A 14,971-nucleotide genomic window follows, 5' to 3' on the forward strand; every position below is an offset into this window, starting at 1 on the left:
TCTCCCCTTCGTTGCCAAACATAACTTATGTGAAGCCAACCTGCTTGGCCAGCGCGCGATAGCCGTCGGTTTCGCGCAGCGGGTCGAGCATCGGATCACTGTACATCAGCATGATCCCGCCGTCGCGCAGTTCCCAGGCCTTTTGCAGAGCCGCGAGCGCACGGGGCCGGTCGCCCCATTGGGCGTAGACTTGCGCGTATTGGTAGTGGCTCTTGTCGCCATATTCCTTGATCAAGTCGTTGAGCGCAGCCTCGGCCCCAGCCCGATCGCCGCGCCGGTCCGCGATGATTGCGTAGCCCGGCAGGCGGCGCACGCTGCTCTCCTCTTTCGAGAACGAAGCATGGGCATCGTCGAGGCGGCCCAGCATGAACTGGGCAAAGCCGAGCGAGGAATGGCCGCCGGCCAGCGTGGGATTGAGCGAGATCGCCCGTTCGAAGGCAGGTATCGCGCCAGCGAAATCGCGCCCGGCGTAACTGATGTCGCCCGTCGACCAGAACGTCCGCGCGTTTAGCGGATCGAGCTTGGAAGCCTGGGCGATCACGCTCTTCGCGCGATCATTGTCGCGCAGGTTCGAACGGAACGTAGCGTAGCGGCTGAGGATGTCGGCACTGCCGCGGCCCAGTTCGTACGACCGTTCAAACGGTTCGCGTGCGCCGCGCATATCGAGCTTCCCGGTCGCCAGCGCGAAGCCCAGTGCCGAAAAGCCTTCGGCGAACTTGGGCGCGAGCTCAGTGGCCTTGCGCGCAGCGACCACGCCGGCATCGTAGAGGCGGACGCGCTCTGCATCGTCGGCGTAAAGGTTGCCAATAATTGCCAAGGCGCGGGAGCGGGCGGCGTGGGCGCCCGCGTAACGGGGGTCGAGCGCGATCGCCCGATCGAAATAGCTCAGCGCCTGCCGATCGCTCGTTTCATCGATACCCGCTTCATAGAGATCGCGACCGCGCAGATAGGCATCGAACGCCGCCACGTTGTCGGTTCCGCCTTCGTCGGCGCCAGCCGATTTGCCTTCACCCTCTTCGATGGCCACCGACAGGGCGCTCGCAACCGCCGCGCCAATCTCCGCCTGGACGGCAAAAATGTCCGTCAGAGGACGCTCGTAACTCTGCGCCCATTTGCTGAGGCCGCTCGATCCATCGGTCAGCTCTGCATCGACTTTGACCCGATCGCCGGCCTTCTGCACCTGGCCGTCGAGGAGAAACGCCACGCCCAGTTCGCGCGCGATGCTCTTGGCGTCGCGGTTCTCCGTGCTCGCACTTTCGGAAGAGGTCTGGCCGACAATCTCGAGCAACGCGTTGCGCGACAATTGCGCGCGAATTTCAGAAGTCAGCCCATCGGAGAAATAACGCTGGTTCGGGTCGCCGCTCAAATTCGCGAAGGGCAGAACCGCTACGCTTCGCCCGCTTCCGGCACCACCGAACAGGCCGCTTCCCTTCCAAAACAACAATCCACCGGCACCGGCCAACAAGAGCGCTCCAGTGCCGACCAGGAGCTGCCTACGGGGCAGCGCGACGCCTTGCTTCACCTGGAGTGGCGGTGCCGGCCGGTCATGAAGCGCGGCAACAGCGCGCAGCAGCTTGCGCATCGGCTCGCTGTTGGGCTTGTTCGCCACACCCGAGACGTCAATGGCCTGGAACTGCCCGAAACCCAGTGGCGGCAGGCTTCCATCGAGCGAGATCGGGATCAGGCGACCGGTGTCCCGGCCGCGCGTCGCTTCGTCCTGCACCCAATGCGAGGCCGCCGAAGACTTCGACCACAGCACCACCACGACACGAGCGCTATCGAGCGCCGCTTCGGTCGCCTCCGAAAAGCGCTCGCCGCCCTCGATCATCCCATCCCACCAGACCCGAAAGTCAGCGCCCTCCAACGCTTGTACGATCAGTTGGGCCTGCTTCTTGTCGGCGTGAGAATAGCTCAGGAAGACAGTGTTGGGCGCTCCGCCTTCCTCGATCGGATCGTCGGAGGAAGAGCCCTGCGTCATCAGGCGCGCAACGCCTCGACATTGGCCAGCATGCCAGCAGTCACTTGCGAGATAGCCGCAAAGCGTTCGAAATCGCTGCCCAGGAAGGTGAATGTCCCCGATAAGTTCGTCGACCATTCATGCGGGATCCAATGCAATGCTGCGCCGCCTTTAAGCATCAGATAGCTCAAGACCGAAACCACGGCGAGCTTGAACAGGAGGAATTGCACAAGGCAGCCCAACGACGTGTGCGTGCGCGCGCCCTGCATTCGGCAATCGAACGACAGGGCCAAGAAGAAAGGCCGGCCCTTTTGGGGCCGGCCTTGTTTGAGTTGGCGTTTCAGGTCTTGCCTGACGTTACCATTTAAAGCGGACGCCGACGCGACCACCGACGCTGTAGTTGTCGCCGGGGTTCTTGAGGCTGGTGTTGGCGTTGGCGCCACCTTTGACGTTGAGCACGCTGCCGTTGGTCATGGTGAGCGTCGACGCGCCAGTCGCGCTCAATCCGGTCACACGCGTGCTGGCCAATGACTCCGCGGTGACGATTGCATTGTCGAGGTTGACGGTGGCACGATTTAGCGCCTGCACCGCAATGCCTCCGGCCGCAGTCACGCTACCGTGGCCAAGGAAGACCTCGGTACCGCGTAGATTGAGCTCCGAATTGAGTCCCGCTGCGGTACCGACAACGGATTCGAGCGCCGAAGAATACTTGGCGCTGCCACCGACCATGGTGAGATTGCCGCCATTACTGGCATTCACAAGCCCTGAAATAGGACTCGTCTTGGTCGACGTAACATGAACATCATTAGCAGTTAAGCGTGCGCCAATATTCGATGAAAGTCCAGCATTCATGGCGTTGCCATAGATATTACCGGAGTTGATGGTTATATCACTTCGAGTAGTAGCCTGAACGCCAGAGGCATTGGCACCAGGCGCGCCGCCATTTGTTGCTTCGATATCAAGATTGTCTATTACTATGGTAGAATTTTCATCAAGCGCCTGAACACCGATTTTATTTCCAAGATCTCCGACGGCCACAATATTGATGTCAATATCACGCCCGACGACGTCACCACCTTGACCTGCGAGGATACCGGCACTGCCAACCCTATTCATCGTGGTGGTCGTAAAGACCGTCACATTGTTGAGCTCGGCCTTGCTTCCCTCGCCGGCAACCAAAATTGCCTGCGGCCCACGTTCGCTAACGGTTTGCGCACCACCCAAGGCGGTGACGGTGGAGTCGGTGAGCCGAAGGGTGCCGCCAAAAGCCGCCTCTGCCGCACTGAAGCCGGAGGTGCCCGCAGATGAGGCGGTGATCGTAGCGTCCGTCAAGTCGACAAGGCTGCCATTTCCTGTCGCCAACACGGTCGACAGGCTGTCGACGCTTGCTTGATTCTGACTGTCGATCTCGAGCGTTCCACCCGTGCCGTCGAGCCTGATCTGCCCGCCAGACTCAGCAACGATGGCCCGTGAATTCTGCGCATTCAGGTCGATGCTGTTGGCACCGTTGGTGATCACCCCGCCATTGAGCGCATGCAACCCATAGCCCGCGGCGCCTGTCACCGCCGTATCGATCTGCACGGGTTGATCCAGCGATACCGTGACGCCGTTCGCCTGTTGCGGCGTGGTGACCTGAGCCTGGGCCTCACCGGAGAACGGCCCCCAACCAAGGACCACTGCAGAGAACAGGGCCGATGAGTTTAGAAGGTTCCTCTTCGTGAAGAATCCCCGACCCGGCGCAGTCGCGACAGCGAGCGTCGCACGCGCCGATGACGGACGCTCGACGTCAACAGTACGCCGACGGTCAACCCGCACGTAATCACCATCCTTAACAAGCAAAACCATTACTTACATCCTAAAAATATCTACACCCCTGAACATCTTTAAAGACGCAGAAGATGATGATGTTATTTTCAAATAGATAAATGTAATCAAGACGAACGTGAGTGTCATTTATTGACGACGCTGCTTTTAATTTCATCTTGAACGGCGATGCACGCGGGCATAGCCAATTTTAACCAGACTAAGCCTGGTACATATCACGACGGATTGGGGATATACGTAACTTCCCGTATAGTCTGCCGTGCGGATCTCTTGAAAAAATCAATGATCGCAAACGTTTATGCATCACAATATAGTTAATGCCAATTTATGTAAGATGAATGAGAGTTCAATTTACGTTAAATTTCTTGAATATTTGCATTCATCTCAATGGCATACTCTTCTATCAGAATACTACCTTATATTGTCCGTCAAATATGGTCATATACATTTGGCGTTTTTGCTTGTTATTTCAAATATTCTCTCAAGCAGTTCTCATCGTCCGTTTCGGCGATTGACGTCGGTCTTTGAAAGACAGGCTCCGGCACGCGACCATCCAGCACTCGAACAGGCACAGCCCTGCGGCGAACTGTTGCTCTGGGGATCGACCAGGTGGGGTTCCTGGAATTGTGTATGTGCTGGGCTCGACCGAGGCAGACGTCGGTAGCGATTTCACTCACCTGAAGCGCACGAGGCCGGTCACCTTGAGAGTCAGGCTGGAATAACGGAAAGCGCCAGCGGGCTTCCTGGAGCTCAGCGAGTGTCGCCGTGCCCCGTATTTGCTGTTACCACTTCACTCTGAGGCCGAGGCGGCCGCTGAGCTGGTAGCTGTCGATGGGGTTATCGAGGCTCGTGTCGAGGTTGAGCGCGTGAAGGTTATAGCCTGCTGCACCGGTAGCGGTCGTGCTGATGCTCACCGGCTGATCCAGCAATATGGTCGTGCCATTCGCCTGCTGCGGCGTGACCACCTGGGCAGTGGCGGTACTTGGAAGGGAAGCCTGAACGCCAATTGCAACGAGGAGCGCCGTCGAACTCAGAAGCGACCGGCGGCGCAGCCCTTTCCTGGCGGTTCGGACCATATCGGCCGATAAGTTTCGAAGTAATGGGCGCATCCAACACCCTTCAACCTCGGGACGTGCAAGCATGTCGCCGGTTTCAAAAAGCACACCCATTTCGCATTCCAGGTGCAAAAAATGCAGTGGCCAAGAAGCTATGCGCCTTCCTGAGTGAAGTTTGCACCGGGGGAAACCCGTATTGATGTTTGAGGATTTCACCTCACTGGACTGACAGCGTGGTCCCCTGACGGTCGTGACTTTAGCTTCGCGAGTAGTTCGTCTCGCCTCCCCTCAGAGACACCTTTCGCGGTGAACTGTTAGTCCGAGCGGCTTGCGATGGCTCAACCCTTGAAAGGGCCGGAACGGTCCCGGCCCTTCCTCAAGTTATGCCGACAGCCCCGAAAGCATCGGCAATCGCCTGCTTACGTACCGCGAGCGTCAATGGGTCCGACGCATGATAGACGCCAACGACGTTTTCCAGGGTTCGCCTACTGTCACCGAACTCCGACGTGGGCGTAAGTCTTGTGAGCGTGAGATACAGGAGCAGCATTAGCTCCTCGATCGGAAAGGCCGCGTCACCGGTCGGGGTTTGCGCCGTCATCAACAAGTGGATGGCTCGGTTGTGGATCCCGCTGTAGATATGGACCCCGCCTTGATCGAAACTGATCGGCAAGACCTGATATTGGTTCATGTGGTCAGGTTGGCCCGCCGCAGCAGGATTTGCGAAGTCGCGCATCGCGCCGCCACCTGGGCCGAGGCCCACGCCCATTTGCCAGGTCCAAGTAGAGACTGGATTGGGAGCGCCAGGCCACCAGTTGGCAATCGCGATCCCGAATATGTCGCTGTATGACTCATTCAGCGCTCCCGAAAGTCGCCGGTAAATGAGTTTCGAAGACGTTTCGGTCACCCCGTGCGTGAGTTCATGGGCGATGATGTCGAGATACTTCGCGAAGCTCTGGCCATTTTCTTGGCCGTACCACATCTTGCCCTTCCACCAGGCTGCGTTTCCCCAGTCAGGTTGTGGGCTGCCTCCGCTGCTCGCCCAGACATTGACGACTGACACAAGCGCCATGCCCTTGTCATCGATGCCATCGCGTTTCAGCACGTTGTTATAGAAATCATAGACGACCTGCGCATGATAATGCGCTGCGACGGCGTCTGGCCGGGTATTGCCGAAGTTGTTCGTGGGGTGGCTAATGGCCTGACTGGGGAAGGGAGCCGGCGGCACTAAATCGAGGTCGGCATTCCCGTAGTCGTAGGTCGCGATGTTTCGCAGGGGGTCCACCAGGAAAAAGGTGGCTGCGTTGCTCAAGCCGAAGAAGTCGCGATCATGGTTTTGGTAATCGAGACCCTTCATTGGCACCGGGATATCGGCCGTCGGCGCGCTCGAGAAATAGAAGCGCACCGAGCCGTCCTTTGCATCCACGAAATAGTCGTAGAGCGCCGGGCGAGCGCCGTCGCGGACACAGCACAGACCTTCCGGAATGGCGAACGGAAGACCGGCTGGGATTGGTTCCTGGGGCACGGGCAACGGCACGGACCGGAAGTGATAGACTAGCGCCCAAGCATCCGTGTCCTCGTCGAGGTGCCAGGTCAGCGATGGCGGCTCGGTTGGTAAGCCCGTGAGAACCTCGCCATACCCTTGCGCCCAGGTCTGCAGGTGCGACCAGGCGTCGGCCGGGCTCAATGTCGCGACCGGGTTCTCGGTCGGCATAGGGGAGAGCTTGCCATTTATCGCCACTAACGATTTCTCGTCCGCATCGATGTCGACAACGACACGGCCTCCAAAGATGGGGACGGACGAAGCGGACTGCTGATAGGAGATGCTGCGAGCGTTAAGGTCGGGCGTGTTGGAACTCGTCACAAGCTGCATGTCAGGCACGAGTTCCGGACGATCCGGCGCCGTGATTTCTCGAAGAACTTCGCTGCCCGCGTCTTCAAGGTAGGTCTGAAGGACTGCACGACTGGCGGCCTCGTCGTTTGAAGCCGCCTGGCGCGCTTGAATGTTCGCGATCTCCGGCCCTGGAGGTGGCGCACCTCGGGAGACTGCTTCGGTCTGAAAACGACTGAGGTTTCTGAGCCGCTGCTGTCCCACGCCTAGCAGGTCGGCCGCTCCGTTGACATTGATGTCGCGAAACTGCGGCACGGCAATTCTCCTTTCGCGTTGCTTGCGCTAAATTGCGGCAGCAAAAGGCTGCTGTTCGGAGTTAAGCTTGACCGGGCGCGATCGTTGCGATGCTCAACCATCCCTGAAGGAATGGAAGGAATAGGCACAGCGGTGATCGCGATCGTCACTGATGTCATTAACGCATGAGCGACTCGATGCTAAATATTTGCATCTATAGTAAATAAATGTCTAGTTTTTTGTTCATTTGAACATTGGCATTGGCGCAGATGCGATAAATGACTTTATTAAGAGGCTATTGCCCCTGCCTAACGCATTATACAGGGAACCAGAACGACAGGATCGAATAGGACATCCCCCTGGTCGTCCCGTCTACTCTTCATCATCAATCAGAATGCGATGGGCGGCACCGTCAAGGTCGTCGAACTGACCGCTTCTTAGCGCCAGAAAGAATGCGGCTAGCCCGCATAGCCCCATGAACAAGGCGATTGGGAGAAGGATGGCGAGCCCCGTCATCGCGCGGCCCTGACCAACCGCAGCGAATTCGCTATCACGACGAGCGAACTGGTCGACATGGCGACCGCCGCCAGCAGCGGGGTCACCAAACCTGCCATGGCGAGCGGGACGGCCAGGACATTGTACCCGATCGCTAGCGCGAAGTTCTGCTTTACCACCCGCGTCGTCGCTCGTGCCGCCCTGACCGCTTGCGGGATCGAAAGTAGCGAATCCCGAGTGTAAACCAGATCGGCCGCCTGGAAGCCCACGTCGCTTGCCGAACCCGGTGCGAGCGAGGCATCGGCAGCGGCGAGCGCGGGGCCATCGTTAAGGCCATCCCCGACCATCAGCACGCGCCGGCCCGCCGCTTGCAGCCTCCCGATCAGGGCCTGCTTGTCTCCCGGCGAGGCGTTGGCCTGAGCGCTAAGCCCTGTCATCCGAGCAACCTCTGCCACGGCCGCAACATTGTCGCCGGACACGATCGAGGCTTCGACGCCAAGATCGCGCAACTCGGCCAGCGCCTGGGCATAATCCGGCCGCAAGTGATAGTCGTAAGGGATCAACCAGGGCGGCCTGCCTTCGATGTGAAGGCTCACCGCGATGCCATTCGCAGCCTCAGGGCGGCGGAGCGCAACGTCGAGCCCCAGCCACCGGGCGAAAACGCCGTCGCCCGGCCGCTCCTCCACCGTATCGATTTCCGCGGCACGATGTCCGGCAGCGGTGAGCGCCGCCGCCAGCGCACGCGAGAGGGGATGCCCACTATGCGACGCCAGAGCCAAGGCAACCGACGCCGCCACGGGATCGAAGGAAGCCAGCACCTTCGGATCGGGCTCTGGCCGGCTCATCGTCAGGGTGCCGGTCTTGTCGAAAAGAGCCCTGTCGACCAACGCGATCCGTTCGAGCGCCGAGCCGTCCTTGACCATGATCCCCGCCCGCATCAGGGCGCCGCAGGACACGACCTGCGCCACCGGAACCGCCAGGCCCAAGGCGCAAGGACACGTGATGATCAGCACGGCCACGCCGATCACCAGCGCCTGGTAGAGGCTTGCCCCGCCAATCAACCAGCCCACGACCGACAGCGCCGCCAGCGTGTGGACGGCGGGCGCGTAGAGCCGCGACGCCCGGTCCGCCAGGCGGACGTAGCGCGACCTGTTCTGTGTACTCGCCTCCATCAGGCGCACGATCTCGGCCAGTGTCGTATCGTGGCCGGTGTGGCTTACCCGCACGTCGACGGGACCGGTGAGATTGAGGGTACCGGCAAGGACTTGATCGCCCGCGCGGGCCGCGATCGGGCGGCTCTCGCCGGTCAGCAGCGACTGGTCGAACTGGCTCGTCCCGCTGACGATCTCACCGTCTGCGGCAAGGCGCTCGCCAGCTACGACGCGCAGGACCATTCCCGGACGCAGGGCATCGGTGGCCTGCCAGGTGAGGGTTCCGTCTTCACCGATCACGGTCGCGCCCTGCGGCGCCTGGCTGATCAGGGCATCGACGCCGGCCCGCGCCCGGTCGCGCATCATCGCGTCGAGCGCCCGGCCAGCCAGCAGGAAGGTCAGCAGCATCAGCGCGCCGTCGAACCAGGCGTGCCTGCCATGAACCATCGTTTCGTAAAGGCTCAGGCCGGTGGCGATGAGGACACCCAGGCTGATCGGCACGTTCATGTTGGTGCGGCCCTTGCGCAGCGCTCCCCAAGCGGACCGGAAGAACGGCTGCCCGGCATAGGCAATCGCGGGAACGCCGATCAGGGCGCTGAGCCAGTGGAACAGGTCGCGAGTCGAACCATCGGCGCCCGACCACACGCTGACAGACAGCAGCATGACGTTCATCGCTGCGAAGCCGGCCACTGCCAGCGGCGCCAGGAATTGCCTCACCGCGGAGTCCGCGCGTGCCGGGCCATCGACGCGGGCCTGGGCCTCGAAACCGAGGTCCGCCAGCGCTTGCACCAGCCCGCGCCGATCCAGCCCCGCTTCATGGTTGACCGAGACCATGCGGGCCGAAAGGTTGACCCGCGCCCCGGTAACCCCAGGAAGCGCGGCTAGGCCCCGCTCGATCTTGCTCATGCACCCGGCGCAATGGGCACCGGGGACGGCCAGCGTCGTCCGTCCTGTCGAAGGGTGTGCAAGCGCAACGGCGGTCATTGCACCGTCTCCTCGCGTCGCCACACCTGGCCATTCTGGACCAGTTCGAGCCTCAGGATCCAGCGGCCCTCGGGCAAAGCCTCACGCGAAAGGAAGCGCCGTTCCCCGATACCGCCGAATGCGATGGGAATGTCGGCTACGCGCCCTAGCGGATGGCGGGCGACACCGGTGAGCTTGGTGCCCGCAGGAGCGCCAGTCACCGCCACCGCCAGCCGCCCGTCGGGCCGCCATGTGGTTACAGCGTTCCAGCCCAGAGCCTCCTGCGCTTTCGCGGCATCGAGCCAGCCATTGAACTTCTGGCTGGCGACGTAGGAGTTCTCGACCACGATGCCGCCGAAGGTCGACGAGGCATAGCGCGCCATCGTGAAGTTGACCGCGATCACTATGCCGAAGAAGGCCACGAGGATCGTAGCCATGTGCCACCCGGTGAATTGCCTGCTCATCGTTCGTTCTCCGGCGCTTCGAACCTGGTTTCGCTGGCCGCCCGCTCAGGTCGCTCGCCCTGCGTCGTGGCGGCGAAGCCAAAGGCCTGGGGTGGGCTGCCGGGCGGCGCGATGACGTAGACCCGCAGCGGCAGCGTGGTGTCGGGCGGTATCTCGCGGACGATCTTCCGGGCGGCTTCCTGCCGGGGCATGTCGTCAGTCCACATCTCGGCTGCGGGAATACCCTCAAGCTCAAGCTGCAGCGCGCGGGGCCGGCTCTGCATGTTGCGCAGCTTGACGGTGTAGGCGTTCCGCACGCTACCGTCGCTGAGCAGCATGAACGAGGGGTTCCGGTCGGGCTCGACCGAGATCCCCAGATGCGTGCGCGTGCCCAGGGCGAACAGCAGGGCGAGCCCGATACCCGCCCAGATCGTGAAGTAGATCACCGTCCGCGGCCGCAGCAGCGTGCGCCAGGCCGGGCGGGGTTGGCCACCTGCCGCCTCGTGGCGGCAATCCTCGAGTGTGGCGTAGTCGATCAGCCCGCGCGGCCGGCCGACCTCCTTCATCACCCGGTCGCAAGCGTCGATGCACAGCGAGCAGGTTATGCAGGCGACGTCCGGCCCCTTGCGGATGTCGTAGCCGGTCGGACAGACCGCCACGCACAAGTTGCAGTCGATGCAGTCGCCGAAAGCGCCGGGATCCTTCTCGGCCTTCTTGACGCTGCCGCGGGGCTCTCCGCGCCAATCCTTGTAGGTGACGATCAGCGACTTCTCGTCGATCAGCGCGCCCTGGATGCGCGGCCAGGGGCACATGTAGATGCACACCTGTTCACGCATGAAACCGCCGAGCCAGAAGGTCGTGGCGGTCAGTACCGCAACCGTCCCATAAGCCACAGAAGCTGCGTCGCCGTTCCAGAAGTCGCGCGTCAGCGTCGGCGCGTCGGCGAAGTACATGATCCACGCGCCGCCGGTCCAAAAGGCGATGACAAGGTAGATCGTCCACTTGAACGCCCGCCGGGCCGCCTTGCCGGCGCTCCACGGCGCGGCATCGAGCCGCATGCGGGCGTTGCGGTCTCCGTCGACGAAGCGGTCGACGTGCTGGAACAGATCGGTCCACACCGTCTGCGGGCACGAATAGCCGCACCACGCGCGCCCGACGGCGCTGGTGACCAGGAACAGGCCGATCCCGGCCATGATCAAAAGGCCAGCAACGAAGTAGAATTCGTGCGGCCAGATCTCGATGCCGAACATGTAGAAGCGCTGGTTGGCGAGGTCGATCAACACCGCCTGGTCCGGCGCATAGGGACCGCGATCCCAGCGCAGCCACGGGGTGCCGTAGTAGATCGCCAGGGTGACGAACATCACCAGCCACTTGAAGCGGCGGAACGGTCCGTCGATCCGCCGGGGATGGACGGACTGTCGCTTGGCGAAGAGCTTGGTGGGCCTTTCGGGAGCTATCTGCTCAACGCTGCTCATCGGCCTGATCTGCCGCGTTCGCGGCAACCTCCACGAATTGCTCACCGCCCCCCAGCGAATGGACGTAGGCCGCCAGCATGCGGATGGTCACCGGATCGAGGCGGTGCTGCCAGGCGGGCATCACACCGTGGCGCGGCTGACGGATCTGCTGGGCGATGCTCTCGCTAGTGCCGCCGTAAAGCCAGATCGCATCCGCCAGGTTAGGCGCACCGAGCTCGCGATTGCCGGTGCCCGCGGGGCCGTGACAGGCGGCGCAGTTATCCGCGAACAACTGCGCGCCCGCGGCGTTGTCCTTGGCCTTGCCTGAAAAGCTCAGGACGTGATCGGCCACTTGCCCGATCTGCTCCGAACTGAGCGCACCGCCGAAAGCCGGCATGAGGCTGGTTCGCGTCGTGTCCTCGCCCGGTTGGCGAATGCCGTGGAGAAGCGTGTATTCGATGGTCTTGAGGTCCCCGCCCCACAACCAGTCATCGTCGTTGAGATTGGGATAGCCAGCCGAACCCGCGGCGCCCGATCCATGGCACTGGACGCAGTTCACCTTGAACGCCGCGCGGCCGCCAGCGACCGCGGCCCGCATAAGCTCGGGATCGTCGGCCAGGCGTTCGATCGGCGTGGCTGTGAGCTGCGCCATCAACGCCGCACGGCCATCGCGTTCGTGCTGCATCTCGCGGGCGAACTCGCCGCGGCTGGTCCACCCGAGCACACCTTCCGTGCCCTTCTCGACCAGCGGCCAGGCCGGATAGGCAATGGCGTAGCCGACTGCGAAAACCACTGTCGCGAAGAAGGTCCACAACCACCAGCGCGGCATCGGCGTATCGAGCTCCTCGATGCCGTCCCATTCGTGACCGACGGTCTCGGTACCGGTCGCTTCGTCGAGGCGCCTATTCGCCATCGTGGTCATCCTTGAAAATCAGGTTCGCCGCATCGTGGTTGCGTCGCCCGGCACCGGGGCGGAACGGCCAGAGCGCCAGCGCCAGGAACACCAGCAGCATCGCCAAGAGGCCCCAGCTGTCAGCGAGGTGGCGCAGCATGTCGTAAGTCGAATGCGCGCTCACCGCCCGGTCTCCTGCGCCAGTTCCTCTTGCGCGGCAGCGGCGTTCACATCGACCAGGGTGCCGAGCATCTGCAGGTAGGCCACCAGCGCATCCATCTCGGTCAGGCGCGTGGGATCGCCATCGAAGTCGCGGATCTGCGCTTTCGGGTAACGGGTCGCGAGATCGCCTGCATCGGCCTCGGGGTCGGCTTGCGCGGTGATATCGGCGATCGCCCTCTCAAGGTCGCGGTCGGTGTACGGCACCCCAACCCGCCGCAGCGCCCGCAGCCGCGCTTCGGGATCGCCAACGTCGAGGGCGGTATCGGCCAGGAAGCCGTACCGGGGCATCACCGTTTCCGGCACCATGCTTTGCGGGTTTTTCAGGTGCTGGACATGCCACTCGTCGGAATAGCGCCCCCCGACGCGCGCAAGGTCCGGCCCTGTGCGCTTGGAGCCCCACTGGAACGGGTGGTCGAACATCGATTCCGCCGCCAGGCTGTAGTGGCCATAGCGCTCGGCCTCGTCGCGGAACGGGCGGATCATCTGGCTGTGGCAGGCGTAGCAGCCTTCGCGAATGTAGATGTCGCGGCCCGCCTGTTCGAGCGGAGTGTAGGGCCGCATGCCGTCCACTTTCTCGATCGTGTTGTCGATCCAGAACAGCGGCGCGATCTCGACGATGCCACCGATCGCGACGGTGACGAACGCGCCAAGGGCAAGCAGCGTCACGTTGCGTTCGAGCTTCTTATGGCGCTGGGCCAAACCGGTCATGATGTGATTTCCTATTCGGCCGGGACTGCGACGATCGGGCGATCCTTGGCGGGATCGAAGGCGGCGTCGCTCATCGGAGCCTCGGTCCGCAGACGGCCGAGGATCGTGGCCCACACATTCCACACCATGACCAGGCCGCCCGCGAGGTACAGCGCCCCGCCCACCGCCCGCAGCGCGTACATCGGATGAAGCGCCGCAACGGTATCGGCGAAGCTGTTGACGAGGTAGCCGTCAGCCCCGAACTCACGCCACATCAGGCCCTGGGTGATCCCGGCCACCCACATGCTCCCGGCGTAGAAGACGATCCCCATGGTCGCGAGCCAGAAGTGCCAGTTGACCATGCGCAGGCTGTAAAGCCGCTCACGCCCCCACAGCCGCGGCACCAGGTAATAGACCGCAGCGAAGGTAATCAGGCCGTTCCAGCCGAGCGCGCCCGAATGCACGTGGCCGATGGTCCAGTCGGTGTAGTGCGACAACGAGTTGACGCTCTTGATCGACATCAGCGGCCCTTCGAACGTGCTCATGCCGTAGAAGGCCAGCGACATCACCATCATGCGGATGATCGGATCGGTGCGGATCTTGTCCCACGCGCCGTTGAGCGTCATCAGTCCGTTGATCATGCCGCCCCAGCTCGGCATCCACAGCATGATCGAGAACACCATGCCCAGCGTCTGCGCCCAGTCGGGCAGCGCGGTGTAGTGCAGGTGGTGCGGACCGGCCCAGATGTAGAGGAAGATCAGGCTCCAGAAGTGGATGATCGACAGGCGATAGCTGTAGATCGGCCGCTCGGCCTGCTTGGGCACGAAGTAGTACATCATCGCCAGGAACCCGGCGGTGAGGAAGAAGCCGACCGCATTGTGGCCGTACCACCACTGCACCAGCGCGCCCTGCACGCCGGCAAACAACGGATAGCTCTTCGACCCCAGCAGGCTCACCGGCATGTCGAGATTGTTCACGACATGCAGCATCGCCACCGTGATGATGAACGCGAGATAGAACCAGTTGGCGACGTAGATGTGCGGTTCCGACCGCTTGATGATCGTGCCGACGAACACCGCCAGATAGGCGAGCCAGACGATCGTCAGCCACCAGTCGACGTACCATTCGGGCTCGGCGTATTCCTTCGATTGCGTGACGCCGAGCAAATAACCGCTCGCGGCGAGCACGATGAACAACTGGTATCCCCAGAACACGAACCGGGCGAGCTGCGGGAACGCCAGCCGCGCACGGCAGGTGCGCTGCACGACGTAGAAACTGGTCGCGATCAGGGCATTGCCGCCAAACGCGAAGATCACCGCCGAGGTGTGCAACGGACGGACGCGCCCGAAGTTGAGGTAGGGTTCGAAGTTCAGCTGCGGATAGGCGAGCTGCAGGGCGATGAAGACCCCGGCGAGGAAGCCGACGATACCCCAGAACACCGTGGCGATAACGCCCCAGCGGATCGGATCGTCGTCATAGCGCGAAGGATCAGCCGGAACGCGCAGGATGCCATTGGCGACGGCAGTGTAGTCGACGTTGGTCATGCTCACGACCAGACACACGCCCGCCGCCAGCGCGACGATGGTCATGTGCGCGGCGTATCCGGCGTCCTGCGAGAGCGCCACGGCGACGATAGCTAGAAGGATGACCACGAACCAGAACCCGGTTCGCGCTACGACAGTATCCATGTCTTGCTCGATTTCCTG

Annotated in this window: 13 protein-coding genes; all 13 read right to left on the bottom strand. The window is 62.2% G+C overall.

Annotation, left to right across the window (positions count from 1 at the left end):
- Positions 1-25: 25 nt before the first annotated feature.
- Positions 26-1,978, bottom strand: coding sequence for a TIR domain-containing protein (locus tag ASD76_RS11040; protein WP_055922545.1), 1,953 nt, complete (start codon positions 1,976-1,978; stop codon positions 26-28).
- Positions 1,978-2,250 carry a hypothetical protein gene (locus ASD76_RS18465; RefSeq protein ID WP_162249660.1) on the bottom strand — a complete coding sequence of 91 codons (273 nt, stop codon included), beginning with the start codon at positions 2,248-2,250 and terminating at the stop codon, positions 1,978-1,980. Before ASD76_RS18465 ends, ASD76_RS11040 begins: the two co-directional genes overlap by 1 nt.
- Positions 2,251-2,314: 64 nt before the next feature.
- Positions 2,315-3,802 (bottom strand): hypothetical protein, encoded by a 1,488-nt coding sequence (locus tag ASD76_RS11050; RefSeq protein ID WP_156457648.1) that lies wholly within the window; start codon positions 3,800-3,802, stop codon positions 2,315-2,317.
- A 761-nt stretch (positions 3,803-4,563) separates the two neighbouring features.
- On the bottom strand, positions 4,564-4,950 hold the full coding sequence (locus tag ASD76_RS11055; protein WP_156457649.1) for a hypothetical protein: 387 nt from the start codon (positions 4,948-4,950) through the stop codon (positions 4,564-4,566).
- 262 nt (positions 4,951-5,212) lie between these two features.
- Positions 5,213-6,979, bottom strand: a complete 1,767-nt coding sequence (locus ASD76_RS11060) for a M4 family metallopeptidase (RefSeq protein ID WP_055922559.1) — start codon at positions 6,977-6,979, stop codon at positions 5,213-5,215.
- 351 nt (positions 6,980-7,330) lie between these two features.
- Positions 7,331-7,474, bottom strand: coding sequence for a cbb3-type cytochrome oxidase assembly protein CcoS (gene ccoS, locus ASD76_RS11065; protein ID WP_055922563.1), 144 nt, complete (start codon positions 7,472-7,474; stop codon positions 7,331-7,333).
- A complete protein-coding gene (locus tag ASD76_RS11070) occupies positions 7,471-9,588 on the bottom strand; it encodes a heavy metal translocating P-type ATPase (protein WP_055922566.1) in 2,118 nt (705 codons plus the stop codon). The genes ccoS and ASD76_RS11070 overlap by 4 nt, the downstream gene beginning before the upstream one ends.
- On the bottom strand, positions 9,585-10,031 hold the full coding sequence (locus ASD76_RS11075) for a FixH family protein (RefSeq protein WP_055922569.1): 447 nt from the start codon (positions 10,029-10,031) through the stop codon (positions 9,585-9,587). Before ASD76_RS11075 ends, ASD76_RS11070 begins: the two co-directional genes overlap by 4 nt.
- Entirely contained in the window at positions 10,028-11,485 is a 1,458-nt protein-coding gene (gene ccoG, locus ASD76_RS11080) for a cytochrome c oxidase accessory protein CcoG (protein WP_055922571.1), read from the bottom strand. Before ccoG ends, ASD76_RS11075 begins: the two co-directional genes overlap by 4 nt.
- On the bottom strand, positions 11,472-12,377 hold the full coding sequence (gene ccoP, locus ASD76_RS11085) for a cytochrome-c oxidase, cbb3-type subunit III (protein WP_055922574.1): 906 nt from the start codon (positions 12,375-12,377) through the stop codon (positions 11,472-11,474). The genes ccoG and ccoP overlap by 14 nt, the downstream gene beginning before the upstream one ends.
- Positions 12,367-12,540: a cbb3-type cytochrome c oxidase subunit 3 gene (locus ASD76_RS11090; protein ID WP_055922576.1), complete on the bottom strand. Its 174-nt coding sequence runs from the start codon at positions 12,538-12,540 to the stop codon at positions 12,367-12,369. Before ASD76_RS11090 ends, ccoP begins: the two co-directional genes overlap by 11 nt.
- Complete coding sequence (gene ccoO, locus ASD76_RS11095) at positions 12,537-13,286, bottom strand: cytochrome-c oxidase, cbb3-type subunit II (RefSeq protein ID WP_055922578.1); 750 nt, start codon at positions 13,284-13,286, stop codon at positions 12,537-12,539. The genes ASD76_RS11090 and ccoO overlap by 4 nt, the downstream gene beginning before the upstream one ends.
- Before the next feature lie 11 nt (positions 13,287-13,297).
- Positions 13,298-14,953, bottom strand: a complete 1,656-nt coding sequence (gene ccoN, locus ASD76_RS11100) for a cytochrome-c oxidase, cbb3-type subunit I (RefSeq protein ID WP_055922581.1) — start codon at positions 14,951-14,953, stop codon at positions 13,298-13,300.
- Between the last annotated feature and the right edge of the window lie 18 nt (positions 14,954-14,971).

It is taken from the genome of Altererythrobacter sp. Root672 (assembly GCF_001427865.1).
In the GTDB taxonomy this organism is placed as follows: domain Bacteria; phylum Pseudomonadota; class Alphaproteobacteria; order Sphingomonadales; family Sphingomonadaceae; genus Croceibacterium_A.

Coding starts and splice junctions, on each gene's coding strand:
- ASD76_RS11040 (WP_055922545.1), bottom strand. CDS start 1,978: ATGACGCAGGGCTCTTCCTCCGACGATCCGATCGAGGAAGGCGGAGCG.
- ccoO (WP_055922578.1), bottom strand. CDS start 13,286: ATGACCGGTTTGGCCCAGCGCCATAAGAAGCTCGAACGCAACGTGACG.
- ccoP (WP_055922574.1), bottom strand. CDS start 12,377: ATGGCGAATAGGCGCCTCGACGAAGCGACCGGTACCGAGACCGTCGGT.
- ASD76_RS11070 (WP_055922566.1), bottom strand. CDS start 9,588: ATGACCGCCGTTGCGCTTGCACACCCTTCGACAGGACGGACGACGCTG.
- ccoN (WP_055922581.1), bottom strand. CDS start 14,953: ATGGATACTGTCGTAGCGCGAACCGGGTTCTGGTTCGTGGTCATCCTT.
- ASD76_RS11075 (WP_055922569.1), bottom strand. CDS start 10,031: ATGAGCAGGCAATTCACCGGGTGGCACATGGCTACGATCCTCGTGGCC.
- ASD76_RS11055 (WP_156457649.1), bottom strand. CDS start 4,950: ATGGGTGTGCTTTTTGAAACCGGCGACATGCTTGCACGTCCCGAGGTT.
- ccoG (WP_055922571.1), bottom strand. CDS start 11,485: ATGAGCAGCGTTGAGCAGATAGCTCCCGAAAGGCCCACCAAGCTCTTC.
- ASD76_RS11050 (WP_156457648.1), bottom strand. CDS start 3,802: ATGGTTTTGCTTGTTAAGGATGGTGATTACGTGCGGGTTGACCGTCGG.
- ccoS (WP_055922563.1), bottom strand. CDS start 7,474: ATGACGGGGCTCGCCATCCTTCTCCCAATCGCCTTGTTCATGGGGCTA.